This window comes from Virgibacillus dakarensis, assembly GCF_900155625.1.
Lineage (GTDB): Bacteria > Bacillota > Bacilli > Bacillales > Amphibacillaceae > Lentibacillus_C > Lentibacillus_C populi.
Window position 1 is genome coordinate 1,679,654 of the sequence record NZ_LT732554.1, and the last position, 21,904, is coordinate 1,701,557.

At 35.4% G+C, this 21,904-nt stretch carries 18 protein-coding genes and 2 pseudogenes; 17 read left to right on the forward strand and 3 right to left on the reverse strand.

Annotated features, from left to right (window positions below):
* The first annotated feature begins 3 nt into the window (after positions 1-3).
* From CZ382_RS17780 to CZ382_RS17815, 8 genes are all read left to right on the forward strand, one after another.
* Positions 4-1,326, forward strand: a complete 1,323-nt coding sequence (locus tag CZ382_RS17780) for a nucleotide sugar dehydrogenase (protein ID WP_088052520.1) — start codon at positions 4-6, stop codon at positions 1,324-1,326.
* A 12-nt stretch (positions 1,327-1,338) separates the two neighbouring features.
* On the forward strand, positions 1,339-2,424 hold the full coding sequence (locus tag CZ382_RS17785; RefSeq protein WP_088052521.1) for a Gfo/Idh/MocA family protein: 1,086 nt from the start codon (positions 1,339-1,341) through the stop codon (positions 2,422-2,424).
* A gap of 48 nt (positions 2,425-2,472) precedes the next feature.
* Entirely contained in the window at positions 2,473-3,369 is an 897-nt protein-coding gene (locus tag CZ382_RS17790; protein ID WP_088052522.1) for an LbetaH domain-containing protein, read from the forward strand.
* A gap of 36 nt (positions 3,370-3,405) precedes the next feature.
* Positions 3,406-4,533: a DegT/DnrJ/EryC1/StrS family aminotransferase gene (locus tag CZ382_RS17795; RefSeq protein WP_088052523.1), complete on the forward strand. Its 1,128-nt coding sequence runs from the start codon at positions 3,406-3,408 to the stop codon at positions 4,531-4,533.
* A 202-nt stretch (positions 4,534-4,735) separates the two neighbouring features.
* On the forward strand, positions 4,736-5,722 hold the full coding sequence (locus CZ382_RS17800) for a GDP-mannose 4,6-dehydratase (RefSeq protein WP_088052524.1): 987 nt from the start codon (positions 4,736-4,738) through the stop codon (positions 5,720-5,722).
* Positions 5,723-6,019: 297 nt separating this feature from the next.
* Positions 6,020-6,904, forward strand: coding sequence for a ParA family protein (locus tag CZ382_RS17805; protein WP_088052525.1), 885 nt, complete (start codon positions 6,020-6,022; stop codon positions 6,902-6,904).
* Positions 6,901-7,275, forward strand: coding sequence for a hypothetical protein (locus CZ382_RS17810; protein WP_088052526.1), 375 nt, complete (start codon positions 6,901-6,903; stop codon positions 7,273-7,275). Before CZ382_RS17805 ends, CZ382_RS17810 begins: the two co-directional genes overlap by 4 nt.
* Complete coding sequence (locus CZ382_RS17815) at positions 7,262-7,936, forward strand: hypothetical protein (protein ID WP_088052527.1); 675 nt, start codon at positions 7,262-7,264, stop codon at positions 7,934-7,936. Before CZ382_RS17810 ends, CZ382_RS17815 begins: the two co-directional genes overlap by 14 nt.
* A gap of 380 nt (positions 7,937-8,316) precedes the next feature.
* Here CZ382_RS17815 and CZ382_RS17820 read toward each other — a convergent pair.
* The 3 genes and pseudogenes from CZ382_RS17820 to CZ382_RS17830 all read right to left on the reverse strand — a co-directional run.
* Positions 8,317-8,478 (reverse strand): annotated as a pseudogene (locus tag CZ382_RS17820) (transposase domain-containing protein); the annotation flags it as partial.
* 477 nt (positions 8,479-8,955) lie between these two features.
* Positions 8,956-10,329, reverse strand: a complete 1,374-nt coding sequence (locus CZ382_RS17825; protein ID WP_159457808.1) for an IS4 family transposase — start codon at positions 10,327-10,329, stop codon at positions 8,956-8,958.
* A 296-nt stretch (positions 10,330-10,625) separates the two neighbouring features.
* Positions 10,626-10,883: pseudogene (locus tag CZ382_RS17830) on the reverse strand (IS66 family transposase); the annotation flags it as partial.
* A gap of 247 nt (positions 10,884-11,130) precedes the next feature.
* Here CZ382_RS17830 and CZ382_RS17835 point away from each other — a divergent pair.
* From CZ382_RS17835 to CZ382_RS17875, 9 genes are all read left to right on the forward strand, one after another.
* Complete coding sequence (locus tag CZ382_RS17835) at positions 11,131-11,808, forward strand: GntR family transcriptional regulator (RefSeq protein ID WP_088052530.1); 678 nt, start codon at positions 11,131-11,133, stop codon at positions 11,806-11,808.
* A 599-nt stretch (positions 11,809-12,407) separates the two neighbouring features.
* Positions 12,408-13,538 carry an N-methyl-L-tryptophan oxidase gene (solA, locus tag CZ382_RS17840; RefSeq protein ID WP_088052531.1) on the forward strand — a complete coding sequence of 377 codons (1,131 nt, stop codon included), beginning with the start codon at positions 12,408-12,410 and terminating at the stop codon, positions 13,536-13,538.
* Between the two features lie 65 nt (positions 13,539-13,603).
* Positions 13,604-14,953, forward strand: coding sequence for a M20/M25/M40 family metallo-hydrolase (locus tag CZ382_RS17845; protein ID WP_088052532.1), 1,350 nt, complete (start codon positions 13,604-13,606; stop codon positions 14,951-14,953).
* Between the two features lie 53 nt (positions 14,954-15,006).
* Positions 15,007-16,554, forward strand: a complete 1,548-nt coding sequence (locus tag CZ382_RS17850) for an ABC transporter substrate-binding protein (RefSeq protein ID WP_088052533.1) — start codon at positions 15,007-15,009, stop codon at positions 16,552-16,554.
* Between the two features lie 122 nt (positions 16,555-16,676).
* Positions 16,677-17,600 (forward strand): ABC transporter permease, encoded by a 924-nt coding sequence (locus CZ382_RS17855; RefSeq protein WP_088052534.1) that lies wholly within the window; start codon positions 16,677-16,679, stop codon positions 17,598-17,600.
* Positions 17,601-17,602: 2 nt separating this feature from the next.
* Positions 17,603-18,523, forward strand: coding sequence for an ABC transporter permease (locus CZ382_RS17860; protein WP_407701330.1), 921 nt, complete (start codon positions 17,603-17,605; stop codon positions 18,521-18,523).
* 24 nt (positions 18,524-18,547) lie between these two features.
* A complete protein-coding gene (locus CZ382_RS17865) occupies positions 18,548-19,534 on the forward strand; it encodes an ABC transporter ATP-binding protein (RefSeq protein ID WP_088052535.1) in 987 nt (328 codons plus the stop codon).
* A gap of 1 nt (position 19,535) precedes the next feature.
* Entirely contained in the window at positions 19,536-20,570 is a 1,035-nt protein-coding gene (locus tag CZ382_RS17870) for an ABC transporter ATP-binding protein (protein WP_088052536.1), read from the forward strand.
* A gap of 95 nt (positions 20,571-20,665) precedes the next feature.
* The gene (locus CZ382_RS17875; RefSeq protein WP_088052537.1) at positions 20,666-21,823 is read left to right on the forward strand and encodes an FAD-dependent oxidoreductase; all 1,158 of its coding nucleotides are present in this window, start codon (positions 20,666-20,668) and stop codon (positions 21,821-21,823) included.
* Positions 21,824-21,904 lie beyond the last annotated feature (81 nt).

The window sequence follows — 21,904 nt, forward strand, 5'->3', positions numbered from 1 at the left end:
TTCATGAAAAATACTGTATCGCATACATTAAAGAAAAAAATTGAAAACAAAACTGCCACACTGGGTGTTATAGGTCTCGGCTATGTTGGATTACCTCTTGCGGTTGAAAAAGCAAAAGCCGGGTACAAAACCATTGGCTTTGATGTACAAGAAAATAAAGTTGAGATGGTAAATGCAGGAGAGAATTACATTGGTGATGTTGTCAATGAAGACCTTCAAAATATAGTAAAGTCAGGATTCCTAACAGCTACAACGGATTTTGCACAGGTAGCTGAGGCGGATTGTGTGAGTGTTTGCGTCCCGACACCACTTGATAAGCACCAGCAACCGGATATTAGTTATGTTAAAGCATCTGCTGAAAGTATCGTATCCTACATGCATAAAGATATGCTAATTGTCTTAGAATCAACCACATACCCGGGTACTACTGAAGAGGTTCTAAAGCCTATTCTTGAAACTTCGGGGCTAGAATGTGGTAAGGACTTTTATCTAGCTTTTTCTCCTGAACGTGTTGATCCTGGTAATTTGATATATAAGACTAAAAATACACCGAAAGTAGTTGGAGGAATTACGTCTGAGTGTACAGATGTAGCTGCTGCACTTTATGAAAATATATTAGAAGCACCTATCCACCGTGTTTCATCGCCAGCTATAGCGGAGATGGAGAAGATCCTGGAAAACACGTATAGAAATGTAAACATTGGTCTTGTTAATGAACTTGCTATTTTAAGCGATAAGATGGGTATTAATTTCTGGGAAGTTGTGGATGCTGCTAAATCTAAGCCATATGGTTTTCGTGCATTTTATCCAGGCCCAGGGCTTGGGGGACATTGTATTCCACTTGATCCTTACTATCTTTCCTGGAAGGCACGTGAATATGGGTTCCACACATCAATGATTGAATCCTCTATGATGGTTAATGACCGAATGCCTGAATACTGTGTTGGGAGATCCAGTAAAATTCTAAATAGGTCTAAGAAGGCTATGAATGGATCAAAGATTCTTGTTCTTGGTGTCGCATATAAACAGGATATCGATGATTATAGAGAGAGCCCCGCCCTTAAGGTTATCGAAGAGCTTGAAAAAGAGGGGGCGGAGGTTGTTTACTATGACCCTTATGTACAAGAGTATTTTAGGAATGGAAAGGTTAAAAAAGGTGAACCCGAGTTAACGGTGGAACTCATTGAAAGTAATGATTTAGTAATTGTAACAACTGCACATACAACGGTTGACTACTCTTTTATACAGCAACATGCAAAGGCTATATTTGATACTAAAAATGCAATGAAAGATTTAAATAACAGAGAAAATATTGAGTTATTATAGGGGGCGATAGTCATGAGTTTAAGATATGCAATAATTGGTTGTGGAAGAATTTCATCAAATCATATAGCCGCTGCTATAGATAATGAACTTGAAATTGTTGCCTTATGTGATATTACACCTGAGAAAATGGAGGATAAAGTTTTAAAATTTAACCTTCCTAAATCAACTCACCAATACAATGACTATAAGGAATTAATTGAAAAGGAAAAACCTGATTTAGTAGCAATATGTACTGAAAGTGGTATACATGGTCAAATTGCATTGGATTGTATTCAAGCAGGGGCTAATCTAATAATTGAGAAGCCAATAGCTCTTTCATTAGAAGAAGCGGATGCAATTATTGAAAAAGCTAAAGAAAAAAATGTTAAGGTGAGTGCTTGTCACCAAAATCGATTTAATAAATCGGTTCAAAAAATAAGACAAGCAATAGAAGAAGGACGCTTTGGAAGATTACTCCATGGTACTGCTCATATTCGTTGGAATAGGGGAGAAGATTATTATAAACAAGCACCTTGGCGAGGTACTTGGGAACAAGATGGTGGAGCATTGATGAACCAATGCATTCATAATATTGATCTATTGCGATGGATGATGGGGAACAAAGTAGTAGAAGTATTCGGAATGACCGATAATATGAAACATAATTTTATTGAAGCTGAAGACTTAGGTATGGCACTTATTAAGTTTTCTAATGGAAGTTATGGGGTTGTAGAAGGAACAACTAATATTTATCCAAATAATCTTGAGGAAACCTTATATATATTTGGGGATAAAGGTACAGTTAAAGCTGGCGGAAAGTCTGTAAACATTATTGAAGAATGGCAGTTCGCTGATATGCTGGATGATCCAGATGAAGTCAAAACAAATTATCAAGAAAATCCACCAAGTGTATATGGATTTGGTCATAATCCACTCTATGCTGATGTAATTGATGCTATTCACAATGATCGAGATCCTTATGTTACTGCTCAAGATGGAAGAAGAGCATTAGAACTTGTGCTTGCCATTTATAAATCATCAGCAGAAGGTAAAAGTGTAAAGTTACCTTTGGATAAATGCAGTACGAAAGATTTTAAGGGGAGATTTAAAACGGTTTAATTATTTATGATGGCAAATAATTAAACTTCCCAAAATAGGAGTTGACAAATGAAATTATCCGAAATTGAATTTATAAATGGGAATTTTCAAATTAAATCTGATTGTGAGTTTGATGCCTTGGGATTAGCCACGTCACACTACGAAAAGAAAAAAGTTTTAAGCTTTTTAACTGATATTAAATATTTAGATTCTGTTATTAATAATAAAGAAATAACAGGATTAATATGCACAATGGAAATATATAACAATATTAAAGCCACTAGAAAGTTTGGCTTCATGATTTCTGAGAACCCTAAAGTTGCATTTTTCAATCTTCATAACCACTTAGTGGAACGGAATTTTTATGGGGAGGGCTTTGATAATAACATTTCAATGGATACAAAAATTTCTAAACATGCAATTATTGGTGATAATAGCATAAAGATTGGAAAAAACACCATAATAGAAGCAGGTGTGGTTATACACCCTGGTAGTATTATAGGTAACAATGTAATTATTCGTTCAGGTTCCCAAATAGGTACAACGGGCTTTCAATTTATTAAAGATAAGGGAAAAGTAATCCCTGTTAAATCCTCAGGGAGGGTTATTATTAAGGATAATGTTGAAGTACAACACAATTGTTGTATTGATAAAGGTGTTTTAGGCGGAGACACTATACTTGAAAAAGATGTAAAGGTAAGTAATGCGGTAAATGTAGGTCATGATAATGTAATAGGCGAGAGAACATTTATAACTGCGGGGGTAGTGCTTGGAGGAAGGGTTGCCATAGGTAGGGATTGTTGGATTGGGATTAATGCAACGGTATCTAATGGTATAAAAATAGGGGGTAACAGCAAAGTTTCCCTAGGGGCTGTAGTAACCAAAAATGTTGAAGCAAATAGTACAGTATCAGGTAATTTTGCAATTAACCATGATAAATTTCTTAGATTTATAAAATCTATATGATAAGCAAGCGAGACTTCAATGAGAAGGGGGATAACAGTGCAGTTTAGAGATTTAAAAGCACAATATAAAAAACATAAACTGGAAATTGATACGGCAATACAGGAAGTAATTACTAATGCAAATTTTATTGGTGGAAAAGAAGTAATTGAGCTTGAAAAAGAGTTATCGGAATTTGTTGGGGCAAAATACTGTGTTACTTGTGCTAACGGGACAGAAGCGATGACTTTGGCTATGATGGCGTGGGATATTAAAGAAGGAGATGCGGTATTTATACCTGATTTTACATTCTTTTCAACAGGTGAAGTTGTTTCATTAAAAGGCGCGACGCCTGTTTTTGTTGATGTAGACAGGGAAACATTTAATATTGATACGGTTAAATTAGAAACGACAATTATAAAAACAATTGAAGAGGGAAAATTAACTCCTAAGGTTATTATTCCTGTAGATCTGTTTGGTCTTCCATCAAATTATTTTGAAATTAATAGAATTGCAAAAAAATATGATTTATTCGTGTTAGAAGATAGTGCACAGGGTTTTGGGGGTAATATTAATGGTAAGAGTGCATGTAGCTTCGGCGATGTAGCGACTACTTCTTTCTTCCCTGCTAAACCTCTAGGATGCTACGGAGATGGGGGTGCCATTTTTACAAATGACGACCGTATAGCGGAGTTAATTAAATCTTTTAGGGTTCATGGTAAGGGAATTAATAAATATGACAATGTAAGAATTGGAGTTAATTCAAGACTTGATACTATCCAGGCTGCAATATTAAAAGTTAAATTAAGGGCATTTATTGAACATGAATTAGAAGACGTAAACCGTGTATACCAATTATATAATGAAAGATTAGCTGGAATTGTAGAAATTCCATTTATACCGGAGGGTTACTATTCAAGTTTTGCCCAGTACACCATCAAGCTTAAGAATAAAGAACAGCGTAAAATTTTACAGACGAAACTGAAAGAGAATGGAATTCCTAGCATGATATATTATGTTAAGCCAATGCATAAGCAGGAAGCCTTTTCGTATTTGGAGTTTGATGAGAGGGACTTTGTAATAACTAATGAGCTTTGCGATAAAGTATTGTCATTACCTATGCATCCATATTTAAGTGAAGAGGAAATAAACACAGTGTGTGATGTGATAATAGGGTTTATTGAATAACTAATACCAATATGCCTTAGTTTGGCTACTTGCATTTCCTTATCACTTTCCGAGTCTTGTTAAACAGTTTATCTTGTCGAGGGATGGGCAGCCTTATACTAGGTGTATGTTTAGTCGAAATAGGCCTTCGAGTAACCTGTGTAGGAATTGAGGAGCATTCTTTGGAAATTAGGACGGTAGATCTCCCAGTAAAGTATACCTCATTACAGGAGCATCAGGTTTTATTGGTTATTACTTATCTAAAAGACTCCTTCAACAGGGCTGCACAGTTGTGGATATTGATAATATCAATGATTACTATGATGTAAACCTTAAATATACTCGCTTGGAACAACTAAAACCTTATGAGAATTTTACTTTTATCAAAGGTGATATTTCTAATAAGGAGATGGTTACTAAAACCTTTGAAGAATACAAGCCAAATGTTGTGGTAAATCTGGCTGCACAAGCCGGAGTGCGCTATTCGATTGAGAATCCGGATGTTTATATTCAAAGCAATATCATTGGGTTTTATAATATTCTTGAGGCTTGCAGATATAACCCGGTAGATCACCTGGTTTATGCTTTATCAAGTTCTGTCTATGGAGCAAATAAGAAGGTTCCCTTTGAAGAATCCGATTTTGTGGACAATCCGGTGTCTTTTTATGCCTCTACTAAGAAGTCAAATGAGTTGATGGCACACACCTATAGCCATTTATATAAGATCCCAGCAACAGGACTAAGTTTCTTTACTGTTTACGGTCCAATGGGCAGACCAGATATGGCGTACTTTGGATTTACGGATAAGTATTTTGCTGGTGAGCCGATTAAGATATTTAATAATGGCGATTTTGATAATGATCTATATCGTGATTTCACTTATATAGATGATATTGTTGAGGGGATTGTACGACTTATCGGGTTACCACCTGTAGAGAGTGTTCCCCATAAGGTGTATAATGTTGGGAACAATAGCCCAGAGAAATTGATGGTATTTATTCAAGCATTGGAAAAAGCTTTGAGTAGTGCTTTGGAAAAGAACGTGGAGTTTAACAAGGTTTATGAGCCTATTAAGCCGGGGGATGTTCCTGCAACTTATGCTTCGACTGATTTGCTGCAGAAGGCTGTTGGATTTAAGCCGGAGACTTCGATTGAGGATGGATTGAGGAAATTTGCGGAGTGGTATGTGGGGTATTATGGGATGAGGTAATGGGACCGGAAGGCTTGCTTACCACTAACCAAAACACTGCAAATTTAAATAGGCCAATAATATTTCAGTCTCAGAAATTGTATGCGCCTTCAACTAGGGCTTTATTGGTAGAAATTGTTCATTGCAGGAGGAACGTAGGGACAAGACATCATTTGATGGAAGATTATTCATGAACCTAAATAAAGGTTATGCTGAAGTGACGGTTACCATGCCTTTTCTTGACAGTACTAGCTTCCCCGCCGTTAACAACTAGCATTTTTTAAAGTGAAAGTATAACAAGAATTGGAGCGATTAATTATGAACGGACATATAGAATTACCAAGCGATAATGAAAAAAATGGTAAAATAATATCTTTTATTAATATGAAAGGGGGAGTTGGTAAAACAACTTTAAGTGTTGGGATTGCTGATTTCCTAACACATTACAGGGAGGAATCAAATCTAAAAGTCTTATTAATAGATGCAGATCCTCAATTTAATGCTACGCAAGCTTTATTAGATAGTTACTTTGATGGTGATTATTTTGAAGATATCTTGCCTAACGAAAAAACTATCAATAAATTATTCAAGCCTCAAGTTCAATTTTCTCAACAATATAAATCTCCTTTTCCTGATGAAATGATTGTTGAGCTATCAGATAACTTACATATTGTTTGTGGAGATTTGAATTTGGTCTTAGCAAATAAATCAAGCGATTATACACATGTGAAAAGGTTGAAAAGGTTTATTAAAGATAATAGTCTTAGGGAAATTTATGATTTGATTATTATTGATTGTCCCCCCACCCTAACAATCTATACTGATAGTGCGTTAATGGCATCTGATTATTATCTTGTCCCAAATCGAATTGATCGATATTCAATCATAGGTATCTCATCTCTTCAGAAAGCTATAAATAATTTAACGGGAGAGGAAGATATAGATTTGGAATGTTTAGGCTTAATTTATACTATACTTGATGATGAATTGACTCTTAAACAGCAGGAAATGAAATCTAACTTTGAATCAAAGGAAGAAGTTCAACAAATATATATATTTACTGGTTATACTAGTAATGTGAAGGATATTCAAATAGGAAAACAAGGTCCAATCCCAACTAGGTATAAAAAATCCAGAACCGACCTTGCAGACATTTGTGCAGAACTATTAGATAGAATTCAACAAGGAGATAATATAGTATGAGTACCAGACTAAATTATTATAGAAGTGAGCTTAAATCCAAAAATGTTGCAAAGTATAAATTAATAGGTATCAACTCCGAACTTATCTTAAACACAACTATTTTCCCTAGAAATAAGGATATAGTAGCTTTCTTGAAGACTATTTATAATCTTACTTATAGAATATACATTATCAAGTCAAGAACATTGATATTAGCTAGAACTACTAGAGATATTTACGAAATGGACAGTAAGGAATATGAAATTTCAAGAAAGAAACTGTTGGATTTTGTAAATGGATACCTGGAGCTTTCAGCTAAAAATAAAGAAAGTATAACAACAAATAATGACTTTAGTAAGTGGATGGATGGAATCAAAGATGCTGACAGTTGATTTTACTTTTAAAGAATTGGATTCTATAAAGTCTGAGATTAATAGTTTCATAGAAGTTGAATTTAACATACTCGACGAATTAGAAAGAAACAATTTAAGGTTTGTACTAAAAAAGCTTGTCTTTCTAAAATATTTAGTTAGGCAATCGGATGGGGATTTCAGATATCAGGCATTAATCTCGGATATTATGTATTTAATTAGCTCTATAAAAAAGGGTGAAACAAGATACTATTATTTTAATTTGAGATCAATAATTGAACAAGCACTTCGAATTATTAATAATATTAATTCAACTGATACTATAACTAATTCCGATATAATGGAAAAGACAAAGGAGTTAATAGAAGCAAATAAATTAGTTATTAATCTAGATATAATTAAAGATGAATATAAGACATCTTGCCTTTATGTACACGGAAGTGAAAATGCGAACATGAACTTAGCAGAGTTTTACGATAGTTGTATCAATCATAATAATCAACTTGAAAATATACATCAAAAACTAACGGTACTTATAAAGCTTTTGAAAAAGTTATTTGATCTAATATTAATAATTCAAAATCCTATAGTGGATGCAGCCTTTCACAGAAGAAAATCCATATTAAAGTTTTTGGTCGGCGATCAATCATACTCAAACTTTAGACAATTTAAGGCGGTATAAACAATGTTTGGGTGCTGTCACTTCCTGAATTTTTTCGAATGAAACCAATGGAATCGATGAGATTTGCCCAATGTTTCGTAAAAATGTTCCCGCAACAAGTATTACTGTCGCCTGCAATAAGATTGATACACTTACCAAGAAATTGCTTTAGGATAAGAACAGTGATTATTTATTTAGAAATGCACTGAAAAAGACAAAGAATAATACCACGCTTGCCATCTTTCCAAGCTATTTGCATGGTTTTGGGGTCAGCCCCCGCTACGTTAATGCGTTAACGTAATAAAGTGTATTAAATTAATAATATTTGAGGAAAGCCGTGTGATCTATTGCATCTTGTAGCGTAAAATAATCCCACCTTCAGATGGGGATTTCATGATGCTTTATTTAGATTTATGTTGGACGCGACATCCTTCTGGGAGTGTCTGGGACCAAGGAAGAAGTTGATCTATTTTATTTGCATCTGTTGTATCCATATTGGGAAGCTCCTCAAATAAGTAGCTAAGATAGTTAAATGGGTTCAATCCATTTTCTTTGGCTGTCTGATTATTTCACATAAACAGATCCACCAATATCCATATCGAGTCCATTGGTTTTTCCAATTAGGTTTATCTGAACTAAAATTGAATATACACATGGAGTCCGCTGTTTCATGATTCAAGTCCATTTAACAGCTGAAATAAAATAAGCCCATTGTTTCAGCATAGGAATGGAGCAACGTCGCCACCACCCTTGACCATTGTTTGTGTCCGTGGCGGTGAATTTATGACGGATGGAAAAAGCAAGCCTTTAAGGCTCCTTCCGCATCAATAGCGTACCACGGACAATCCATTCTAAGTTCCGCTGGCGGGGCCCCCACCCCATAGCCATCAAGTTAATAAAAATGAAACCGTGCAAAGACCCTTCTTTTGCAGCTTTCCGTACAAGCTTCATAGTGTGTCTCTAAAATAACGCATGCCAAACTAAGCCCTATAAAAAGGGCTTAGTTTTAGAAATATTTGCAAGGTTTTAGTTTCATAACTTTATGCTGTAGGGGATATACTTTGTTTATATGCAATATGAAGAATGTCAAACACGGTTTTCTTTTGTTTTTTATGACACTTCCTTCCGTTCATGCGTATACTTTTGTATATTCGTTTGAGCACCTCGACAAGACTCCTGCCCTTGTCGATCATTCCTTGCTGTGATACAGTCAGGCTCTCCTTTGCGATATCAATAGATTTGTATTCACTTACCTCCATATGGTACTGCTGATAAAGCATCCTACGACACTGGAAGGCTACGGTTGAACATATAAGCAGTTGGATGAGTGTGCCGTATAAATGGCATTCGAAACGTTCTTTTTTCATTTTCTTTACTTTTTGTATCTCGAATAATGATTTCCATGTCTTAAAAAGAATTTCAATTTGCCACCTTAAGGAATAAAGTGGGTATATTTCTTCCTTTTTCACCTGTTCCTGTGGTATATTGGTGGCAAATATATTTACAGATATATTTTTCTGAGCAGAGAGGGATTTTTTCCTTCTCTTCTTTTTTTGGTTTAAATGCTCCTGCCGCTTTTCTTTTTGTTCTTCGGTTAGTTTTGTAACAACTATCCGTGCCAAAAGTGGATCCTTGGTTTTCGCACCAACTCGTACCTGGGTTAACTCGATTACCTCTCCCGGTTGTAATGGTTCCATCATTTTGGTTACATTTATCTTTTGCCATTGTCCATCATCGTTTTTTTGATAAAGGTTCGTTTGATTCCTTATTCTAGAAACGTAATAACCGCCTTTTTTGTCAATGGCCAATAAATTATCTTGAGAAAAATAGCCTAAATCACGTAAGCATAAATCTCCTGGTTGAATATCATCTTGAATGCTTTTTGCATAGCTAATGTCACTTTCTTTTCCGTTTTGTATCTGAAGGTGACGGAACACTCCTTCATATAATTCATACTCAAGTTGAATCTTCACTCCCGTACCATTTGGCCCATCGTATCCTGTATAATCGGAAGGCAAATCAAATGAGGAGGAATCCAAAATTCGAATCCGCTTAAACAGATGCCTTTCCACAAAAGGGAGGGATCCGGATACCTGATTCAACCATAAAGATTGGAAGATTCGTCTCATGAATTCTACTGATTCCTCATTGAAGCGCTGATTTAACCCTTCTGCTGAAATTTCTAAATTAAAATATGAACAAAGCTGCGCACAAAGCTGAGTGAGACTCTTATTCCCAAACGATTCACCCAAAATAGAACACAGTTGACAAAAATATTCTGGTTTCAACTTTGTACTCCTTTGCATGAAATCCACTTCTTTTGCCAATTGACGAATTTGCTCACTAGATAGTTTACGCTCCATCTCCCGAGCAAACAGTTCGAATTCGTTTTCTACATTTACTTTGGTAGACATCAAAATGCTCCTCTCAGGTTTTTTATCTCTTAAGAGGATCATAAGAAAAAATTGGCTTATATACCAAATATTGTGCTTAACTTGATGGCTATGGGCCCCCACCCCTTCCAGCGGTCACTAAGAATTGGCACAATGGTAAAGGGCAAGCAGCTAAAGCTGTGGTTAAAAATTGCTATACTCCAGTAAAATAAATCATTATTGTCATAAGTGGACTTCAATTGAGAATTAATGGACTCCTATTGAATATTAGAGGATCTCTTCTTGTGAATCCATGGACTTATTCTTGTGAAATAATCAGCTGTCTCCACAATACTATAAGTCATCGCACTGGACTCTGCTTCCTTTGCGGTGTTGCTAAAGAGCCAATTCTTTCTGCCGATCACGAAAGGTTTAATCGAGCGCTCAGCACGGTTGTTATCTATCTCCAAACGTCCATCCTGTAAAAATCCACTCAGTCGCTCCCATTGGTTACGACAGTATTTGATTGCTTCTCCAAGCGCGCTTTTGGGCAGCACACGTGGTGTTTGTTCAACGATTTGTGATTTGAATTCGGGTGTATATCTTTTTCGTTTCATATACTACCTTAACATCTCCTTTTTTCGTATCTAAAATCTTGGGTCCATTATAGTGACAAATCAGCCTGCCATAATACGTTAACTCTATCATAGCGTTTGCGTTCCTTTTCCGGATGAAAACTTATATGATTTCTGCTCTTAACAAATTTTTATTTACTTTTCGAATTTTTGTTGTTATAATAATTGTATACAATTATTATAATATACAAACAGGGGTGATAAGAACATGCCAACGAGTAAACAATCAAGGCGGTCAGTGGCAGATATTGCTTATAATGAGCTGAAAGATAAAATTATTAAATGTGAATTTACCCCGGGTCAACCAATTGTCGAGGATGAATTAACGAGTGACTTGGAAGTAAGTCGGACCCCATTAAGGGAGGCTTTGAAGCGACTCGAATTAGAAGAGTTGGTAATTCGTGCTTCTAATGGTAGGTTACGTGTCACGGCAATATCTGAAAAGGAAGTTCGAGAACTTTTCACCGTTAGGAGCCACCTAGAGTCTATAATAATTTCCGAGGCAATCGATAACATTAATGAAGAGGAAATCAAGCATTTATCCTACCTGGTCCGGATGGTGAAAATGACATCACGAATCGAGGATGTAGAGGAAGTCAATTTCTTTGGTAGTGAATTTCACAACTTTTTATACAGCATAAGCAAGAACAACACGGTCACCAAAATCCTCAGACAACTCAATGATCGGATCACCAGATATCGACGACTGGCATATATCCATATTACTGACACGAAAAAGTCATCCGATGAACATGAAGTTATACTCGATTTCATTATAAAAAAGGATAAAAAAAAAGCCGAACTTACGATAAGAAAACATGTCCTAGACTCAATGGAACAAGCATTAAAAGCAGTGAGGCAATACAAGAAAATTACTGGGATTTAAATCATTCTGAAAATGATAATCTAAATTACATCTTACGATTTAACCTACGATCAAACGCCAATCCCGACAAAGCCCAGGAAAGAAAGGGCCTACATCGCAGTCTACTATGGAAGTACTAAACAAATCATAAAACGGTCAATCATCAACAGGAATTACATCCAAATAAACATGTAACTTACTCATATTACACATCATTAACAACTTGTTGAACATACAACACAATTACTCGACAAAAACAACCAGTTATAGAACTCGAGTACTATCACTCTTAAGAATATTCGTTTTTATAGGATAATAGTGCCGTTATAAACATGAATACTACCCGTTTACATACCGGAAGAAGGGAACAGCATGAAGTATACAGTTTTTGTGGCTGGTTATATAAGGATATAATTAATAATCTATTTAAAATTATATAATAATACATTTTATCCTAAATATATTTTCGAATAAAACTACTCAGCTATAATGAAATCTAACTATTAGATTTATATATAAAAAGATGTATCTTTAAACATTTTTATTTAAATTAATATTAGGTAAATGTCATCAATCAGGTAATTATTTTAATTAATATAATTTTTGTTAGGAGGGATTTTATGGATGCAGATGTTGCTGTAATTGGAGTTGGAACGATGGGAAGTATGGCGGTTTGGCATCTAGTCCGCAAAGGTGTTTCAGTCTTAGGTTTTGAACAGTTTGGGATTGGTCATGATCGTTCTGCAGTTGGAGGGGGATCAAGGATTTTTAGAACTGCTTACTTAGAAGGACATGAATACGTTCCAATTCTGAAGGAGTCTTATCGTCAATGGCGAATGCTGGAAAAAGAAAGTAACCAAGAATTATTAACGATTAATGGTGGTTTAATGATAGGAGATAGCAATCTAGGTCCAATGAAAGCTTTGATGGAAAGTATAGATAAATATAACCTAGAACATGAAGTTTTAAACGAAGAGGATGCTAAAGAGCGTTATCCACAGCATCGCCTGTTGACTGGAGAAAAAATGGTTCTGGATAAAAACGCTGGCTTCCTTAGACCAGAACTATCAGTAATTTCTGCTGTTAATCTAGCTGAAAACTTAGGTGCAAAAGTATTTAGCTATACTAAAGTAACTAACATAGCCTATGATGGTACGGGTGTAACGATTACTACAAATGATAATGAGTATAGAGTAGGAAAGGTAATCATAACTACAGGACCTTGGGTAAAAAATATTGTTCCAGAATTTAATGATGTAATAAAAATTCGCCGATTAATAATGGCGTGGTTTGCACCTAAAGATGTTTTCCAATTTGAACCCGAAAATTTCCCTGTGTTTGCTAGAAGGAGTAGAAATGAAGTAATTACAGGTGCACCAGTAATAGATGGTAATATGGTGAGGATTTCCAATAATACTACTCTTGCTAACGTAGATAAACCAGAATTATTTGATAAGAATATACCGATTGAAGACGTGTTACCTATTAGAAATGCGGTTCAAGATTATTTTTCAGGTCTTCATCCAGATCCTGTAAGAGTCAATGCATTTATGGAGGGGTATACAGAGGACAAACATCCAATAGTAGGTAAAATGCCAGGGAAAGACAATACAATAATACTATGTGGTTTTTCAGGCCATGGTTTTAAGATGTCACCAGTTATGGGGGAAATTGCAGCCAATTTTGCTTTAGACATTGAATCTCCTTTTTCGGTAGATTTTTTATCTCCCACTAGATACGCAAATGCTTAGCGACAAATGGTTACTATTAAACAATTCACATTGGAATGTAAAAGAATGAGAGGGGATAAATACTAATGGAAAAAGTTTTTCAATATATTGAGGAAAATCAGGAAATGTATGTTGAATGGCTTCAGAAATTATGCCAGCAGCCAAGTGTATCAACGCAAAATCGAGGGATGGAGGAAACGGTTCGATTAGTCAAGGAATTTCTAGAGATAACCAATTCCAACATTGAGATAATTGAAACGAAGGGATATCCAGTTGTTTATGGTGAATTAAAAAAGCCAAATTCTAAAACATTATCATTTTATAATCACTATGATGTTCAACCAGAAGACCCAATTGACCAATGGGATGATGACCCTTTTTCGGCAGTCATTAAAGATGGAAAAATGATTGCTAGAGGTGTAGCTGATAATAAGGGCAGTCTATTGTCTAGGATTTGTGCAGTACATGCGTATCAGCAAGTTAAAGGGGAATTACCAGGTAATATTAAGTTTATATTTGAAGGGGAAGAAGAAATCGGTAGTCCAAATATAGAAGAATTTAAAGAAAAATATCCCGAAAAAATTAAAACGGATGGTTTCATATGGGAAGGTGGAGGAGTTAGAGAAGATGATGGTACGATGCAAGTAGCTTTAGGAGTAAAGGGGACTTGCTATGTAGAATTGAAAGCAAAAGGTGCCAAAACAGATATTCATTCCTCTGAAGCGGCAATAGTTGAAAACCCTGTATGGAGATTAATATGGGCATTAAATACGATTAAAAATGAACAGGAAGAAATTCTAATTGACGGTTTTTACGACCAAGTAAAGAAACCAAGTGAAACTGATTTGAAACTTATCGAAGAAATGCAATTAGACGAGAATGGAAAATTAGCCGGTCTGGGATTAGACAGCTTCTTATTAAATTTAGAAGGGACCGACTTGAAGGAAAAGTATTATTTTAAGCCAACCGGTACAATTTGCGGCATCCAAGCGGGATATACTGGGGAAGGAACGAAAACGGTGTTGCCATCAGAGGCATTTGCAAAAATTGACTTTCGTTTAGTACACAACCAGGAACCGAATGAAATCACACGGTTATTGCGAAAACACTTAGATAAACATGGATTTGAAGATATTGAAGTGGAGTTATTAACGGGAATCCAACCGTTCAAAACCGATCCGGATACGGAGTTAGCACAAATAGTTATGAACAATATCGAAGAAATTTATGGGAAACCTCCAAAGGTATTGCCGGTTCTTGCAGGTTCCAGTTCTATATATAAACTATGTAAGGATGATAACATACCAGCTATATTAGTTGGGGTTGGAAATGTGAATTCCAATTTTCATGGTCCAAACGAAAATATTTATATCAGAGATTATATTGATGGGATTAAGCTTACAGCATCAGTGATTAATGACTTTTTAAATACTTAATAATAATTTCAATCTTTAACAAAAATAACGGGAGATTCAAGGAGGGAATATGAATGAGAAAGATATCCTTTTTATTAATACTTTTAGTGTTAATGCTGTTTGGCTGTAGTAGTGCTGATGATGGTAAGGCAGAGGGGGAGACCACAAAAGATGATAATAGATTAACGATAGCACAAGGTGCAGACTTATTATCTTTTGATACCGCCAACAATAGGCATACACCATCTGATGTGATTTTAAGAAACATGTTTAATCGTTTGTTTAAAAGAGAAAATCCAGAAACAATGAAAATAGTTCCTGAATTAGTTGAGGAATATGAAATGGTAAGCGACGATACATGGAACTTTAAACTAAAAGAAGGAGTAACTTTTCATAACGGGGATCCACTAACAGCTGAGGATGTAGCATTTACTCTTAATAGGGTAGCAAGTGATGATCAAGTATCGGAAAATGTTTATTTTGGTCCAGTAATTGATAGTGTCAATGTAATTGATGACTATGAGTTCGAAATAATTACAAATGGACCATCACCAACATTACTGACTTTACTATCAAAAAGCGGTAGTGACATCTTACCAAAAAATTATATTGATGAAGTTGGAATGGAAGAGTTTCAAAAAAATCCAGTAGGTTCTGGACCGTATAAATATGTAGATTGGATAAAAGATGACCGTGTTATTTTGGAGGCAAATGAAGACTATTTTGAAGGAGTAGTAACTTGGGATGAAGTTGTCATTCGCTCCATTCCTGAGGATTCTACTAGAGTATCTGAGTTATTAACTGGTGGCGTAGATATTATCATGAATGTACCTCCAAGTGAATGGGATAGAGTCAATGATAATGAAGATTTGAGTATTGTGAACTCCAATACTTCCAGAGTGATGACCTTAATTCTTCGTTTAGGAGAAGATTATATTACAAGTGATCCAAAGGTTCGTGAAGCAATCGATTTGGCTATTGATAAGGAAGTATTGGTAGATGAAATATTACAAGGATCTGGAACCCCGCTTAGGACACGTGTTATAGATGCGTCATTTGGTGCAAATCCTGATTTACAAAATACTTCAGTATATGACCCGGGTCGTGCGAAGCAGCTTTTAGAAGAGTCTGCATACTCTGAAGATGAACTAACACTAACCTTACAAGCACCACAAGGAAGATATTTAATGGATAGTGAAGTTGCTGAGATGATTGCCAATATGTTAACAGAAGTAGGATTTACAGTTGATTTGCAATTGATGGAGTCTAGTAGTTTCTCTAATGTCTATTCCTCTGCTGAAAATGAAGAAATATTGCTTGTTGGGTTAGGTGATCCAATGATGGATGCCTCTTATTCACTAAACCATTTTCACTCGGATAATGCAGTTCGTTTAATGGATTATAAGAACGAAGAAGTAGATGAACTGTTTGAGGCTGCTGGTTCTAATATGGATCCGGAAAAACGTGCAAAACAATATCATAGAATTCAAGAGATTATAGCTGAGGAAAGACCACAAATAACGCTATATTCAGAAGCGGCTAATTATGGTGTTAACAATTCAGTTTCTCTAACTCCTTTTATGAATGATGAAATAAGATTTAATGAAATTGATAAAAAGTAAAGTCTAGTTATAAGAAAGATAGGAAGGTAGATTCTAAATAACACTCTGGTTGATTTTGTATAGCTGTTGTCTTTCTACCTTTCTACTCCATTTTTTAACATACATTGGTGGTGAAATCATTTATGAAGGGTTTTTTATTAAAAAAGGTATTTGAAATAGTATTAGTCCTCTTTATAGTATCATCAGTTGTTTTTGTGTTAGTATTTATTGCTGGTGACCCTGTAGCTTTAATGTTGCCAGATGGTGCAACACAACAGGATATTGATGCATTAAGAACAGCTTTAGGTTTAAATGATCCTTTCATTGTGCAATATTTTAGGTACCTCAGTGACCTCCTGCAGGGGAGCTTTGGTGAGTCATGGAGATATAATGCAGGGGCTCTTCCAATTGTTTTAGAACGATTACCAGCAACTTTTGAATTGGCGTTTTACTCCTTACTAGTGGCTATATTTATTTCCATTCCATTGGGAATCTGGTCAGCTACGAAACGTAATTCAATTATAGATATTTTTATAACTGGTGGTTCAGTACTTGGGAAAGCGATGCCTAATTTCTGGCTTGGTATCATGTTGATTTTGTTTTTCTCTGTTACATATCAAATCTTCCCGGTATCAGGAAGGGGATCATTTGCTCATATCGTACTTCCGGCTATTACCATGGGGACAGGAATGGCATCGGAGATGACTAGATTGCTGAGGTCTAAGATGATTGAAATTTTAAGCCAAGATTACATTAGAACTGCAAAAAGTAAAGGACTTAAGAAATATGTTGTTATTTATAAACATGCACTGAAAAATGGCCTTAATCCCGTGATAACCATCTTGGCTTTGCAAACGTCAACAGTAATTGGTGGTGCCCTTATTACGGAAACGGTTTTTGCCTGGCCGGGGCTAGGGCAGCTATTAGTTCAGGCAGTGTATCAAAGGGATATGGCAATTGTGCAGGCAGCGGTGTTTGTGGTTGCATTTTTAGTTATTATCATGAACCTCTTAGCAGACATTATTTATAGAGTTATTGATCCAACAATTAAGTATTCAAGGGAGTGACTATTTTGCTTTCATCAAACACTCAAACTGAGGTTAAAGGAGAATTAAGCAATCCTAACGTAAAATCTTATAAGAGATGGTTATATCAACTCTATAAGAGTAAAACAGGAACACTAGGGTTAATCATAGTATTTTGCATTATTATGACAGCTATACTTGCTCCCTTATTATCTCCACATGACCCTACTCAAACCTATACATCTAAGATATTAACGCCGCCAATTTGGAATGAGGATGGAAGTGCAGAACATATACTGGGTACAGATAATCTTGGCAGAGATGTCCTAAGTAGAATCATTTATGGAACAAGAATCTCGTTATTAGTAGGTTTGTTTTCGGTCTTTGTGGCTGGAATAATCGGGATAATAATTGGGTTGATTGCAGGTTATTACGGTGGGTTAATCGATAAAATACTTATGCGCTTGGTCGACTCATTTTTATCTATTCCAAATATATTGTTCATAATTGTGATATTAACGGTCTTTACTCCTGGTGTTCTAACTTTAATATTTGTAATTGGTGCTACTACTTGGGTGCAATATGCACGGATTATTCGTGGAGAAGTACTGAGTATCAGGGAAAGGGATTATGTAAAAGCAGCAAAGTCTATCGGAGTAAAAACACATTTAATATTAATGAAACATATAATTCCAAATGTTTTCTCCACATTTATCGTTATCGCAACGTTAAATGTTGCAACTACAATTATATTGGAAGCTTCTTTAAGCTTTTTAGGAATTGGTATTCAACCACCTGATATATCTTGGGGCATGATGTTAAACGATGGTAGGGATTATCTTGCTACTTCATGGTGGCTAGCAACATTTCCGGGGATTGCAATCACGGTAACAGTATTAGGAATTATCTTCTTAGGTGATTGGTTGCGAGATGTACTTGATCCTAAATTTTACAATGAAAAATAAATGAAGGAAGGGGACGTTAGTATTATGAGTGATATTTTATTAGATATACAAAATCTGAAAACTTCCTTTTACTCTCAAAAAGGAGAAATCCCTTCTGTAAATGGTGTCAGTTTTACTATTAAAAAAGGAGAAACTGTAGCTCTTGTTGGGGAGTCAGGTTCAGGTAAAAGTGTTACCTCTTTGTCTATAATGAGGCTTTTAGAATCACCAGGTAGAGTAAAGAGTGGAGGAATATTATTTGAAGGAAAAGACTTATTAGGTATTCCCGAGAGTGAGATGCTCAAAATTCGAGGGAATGATATATCCATGATTTTCCAGGAGCCATTATCTTCTTTAAATCCTGTTTTTACGGTTGGTAATCAAGTAAATGAATCGATTCTGGCCCATCAAAATATAAGCAAGAAGGAAGCAAAAGCAAGAACAATCATGCAGTTAGGTAAAGTTGGAATACCAAATCCGGAAAAAGTATTTAATATGTATCCCCATTCTTTAAGTGGTGGGATGAGGCAAAGGGTTATGATAGCAATGGCTTTATCCTGTAATCCTAAATTATTAATTGCTGATGAACCTACGACAGCATTAGATGTAACTATACAAGCTCAAATATTGAAATTAATGAAAGCCTTAATAAAGGAATACGATACTTCTATATTAATGATTACACATGATATAGGGGTTGTAGCAGAAATAGCGGATCGTGTATTAGTTATGTATGCTGGAAAGTTAGTCGAGGAAGGGGATGTTTATTCTATATTTAAGAATCCAAAACATCCTTATACAAAAGGTCTATTAAATAGTACTCCAAACATTAACTTGGTAACTGATAAATTAGAATCTATCAAAGGGACTGTCCCTCCGCCGAACCAATTGCCAAGTGGATGTGCTTTTCATCCTAGATGTGAATTTGCTACAGAGGAATGCAAAACCCATGAACCCCCAATGTTTCATATAGATGAAAATTATTTAGTAAAATGTTGGCTGCACAAAGAAATAGAGAAGGGAGTGAAATAATGTGACGAAAATTGATGAACAAGACAAAACCATACTCGAAATTAAAGGAATAAAAAAATATTACGATGTATCGAACAGTTGGCTTAAATCTAAAAAACAATACTTACAAGCTGTTGATGGGGTAGACCTAACAGTTAAAGAAGGCGAAACATTAGGTGTTGTAGGAGAATCAGGCTGTGGGAAATCAACTTTAGGAAATATTATTATGTCATTGCTTAAACCTACTGAAGGGAAAGTGGTTTTTGATGGTATTGATTTATCAAGTTTAAAAGAAAAAGAGATACGAGAAATGAGAAAAAATATACAAATGATATTTCAAGACCCAGTTTCTTCCCTAAATCCAAGAATGAAAGTCTTTGATATTATTGCTGAACCATTAATTACACATAGTAATTTATCAAAAAAAGAATTAGAGATTAAAGTATTGGATTTATTAGAAAAGGTCGGTTTGGATAAATCCTACGCTCAAAGATATCCACATGAATTCAGTGGTGGACAAAAGCAAAGGATTGGTATTGCAAGAGCAATTGCTCTTGAGCCCAAAATTATTGTTTGTGATGAGCCTGTATCTGCACTGGATGTATCAGTTCAGGCGCAAATCTTAAATCTTCTTTCAGAGCTACAAAAGGAATATAATCTAACGTATATCTTTATAGCACATGGAATACCAGCAGTAAAACATATAAGTGATCGTATAGCAGTTATGTACTTGGGTAAAATTGTAGAAATGACTACAAAAGAGAAGCTGAATACAGAACCAAAACACCCTTATACAGAGGGGTTAATTAATGCAGTACCAATACCAGATCCGACTCAACGGGACAAAAGAGAAATTATAATCTTAGACGGGGATAATCCAAGTCCTATTAATATACCAGAAGGTTGTCGTTTCCAAAAAAGATGTCCTTACGCTCAAGAGATTTGTAAAGTAAAGGATCCGACTTTGCAGGATATCGATAAAAACCATCAAGTTGCCTGTCATTTCCCGTTAACTAGTAATTTACAAACTATTAAACAACTACAGGAAAACTATTAATGAAAGAAATGGTAGAGCAGCTCACATTTTAGGACCAATAGTAATATTTAGGTAATCTTGTAAACAATAAAAATACGGAGAAGGGGCGAGATATAATGGATGCTGATGTGGCTGTTATTGGATTAGGAACAATGGGGAGTATGGCAATATGGCAACTTGCAGGCCAAGGTGTATCTGTATTAGGGTTTGAACAATATGGAATAGGTCATGACCGCTCTGCTTATGGTGGTGAGTCAAGACGTTTTAGAATTGCTTCTCCTTTAGTAGGAGAAACTCCATTCATAAAGGCTTCGTATCGTAAGTTTAGGGAACTTGAACAAGATACAGGAAAGCAACTCTTATCTGATAGTGGAGCTTTGACAATAGGAGATCCTAATACGGGACGAATGAAAAATGTAATGATTAGTATTGAAAAATATGATCTGGATCATAAAATTTTTGAGGGAAACGAAGCCATGTCACGTTATCCACAGCATCCATTACTACCTGGTGAGGTCATAATCTGGGATGATTTAGGTGGCATTCTTCGTCCAGAGCAAATTGTGATTTCTGCTGTTAATCGTGCAAAATCATTGGGTGCTAAAATACATTCATATACTCCAGTAGTTGATATCCAAGCTGATTCCAATGGTGTTACTATTCATACCAATGATTCTACTTATAGAGTAGGAAAAGTTGTCGTAACAACGGGGCCATGGGCAAATAAATTAGTTCCAAGTTTGAATAATGTTTTCTCTGTACATCGTTTATTGATGACATGGTTTATGCCTGAAGATCCAGAACTATTTAAAGAAAGTAAGTTTCCTAACTTTTCAAGATTGAGTGATGGCGTACATATACAAGGCACTCCAGCATTGGATGGAAGAATGGTTAGAGTAAGTGATAATTCAATAAAAGCAGAAGTGAAAGATGCAAACTTTTTTGATAAGAATGTTGCAGTAGAGGATATTCTAGGAGTAAGAGAGTCTGTTAAAAAATTGTTACCAAACCTAAATCCTGATCCCATGCGTATTAGCGCATTTATGGAAGGCTTTACTTCTGATGGGCTACCAATTGTGGGGAGCTTACAAGAAAATAAGAATATTATATTGGTATGCGGCTTCTCAGGTCAGGGTTTTTCGCAATCACCTGCAATGGGGGAAATAGCAAAAGACCTTGTTATATATAATAATACAGACTATCAAATTGATCATCTTTCACCTTATAGGTTTGGATTAGTAAACTATGATTATATACAGACTGCCAGCGAATAAATTTGAATAATATTCGGGGAACAAGTAGTTGATGAGTGAATCTAACTGGAATCCATTGGAGTGGTTATAATTAAGATTGAA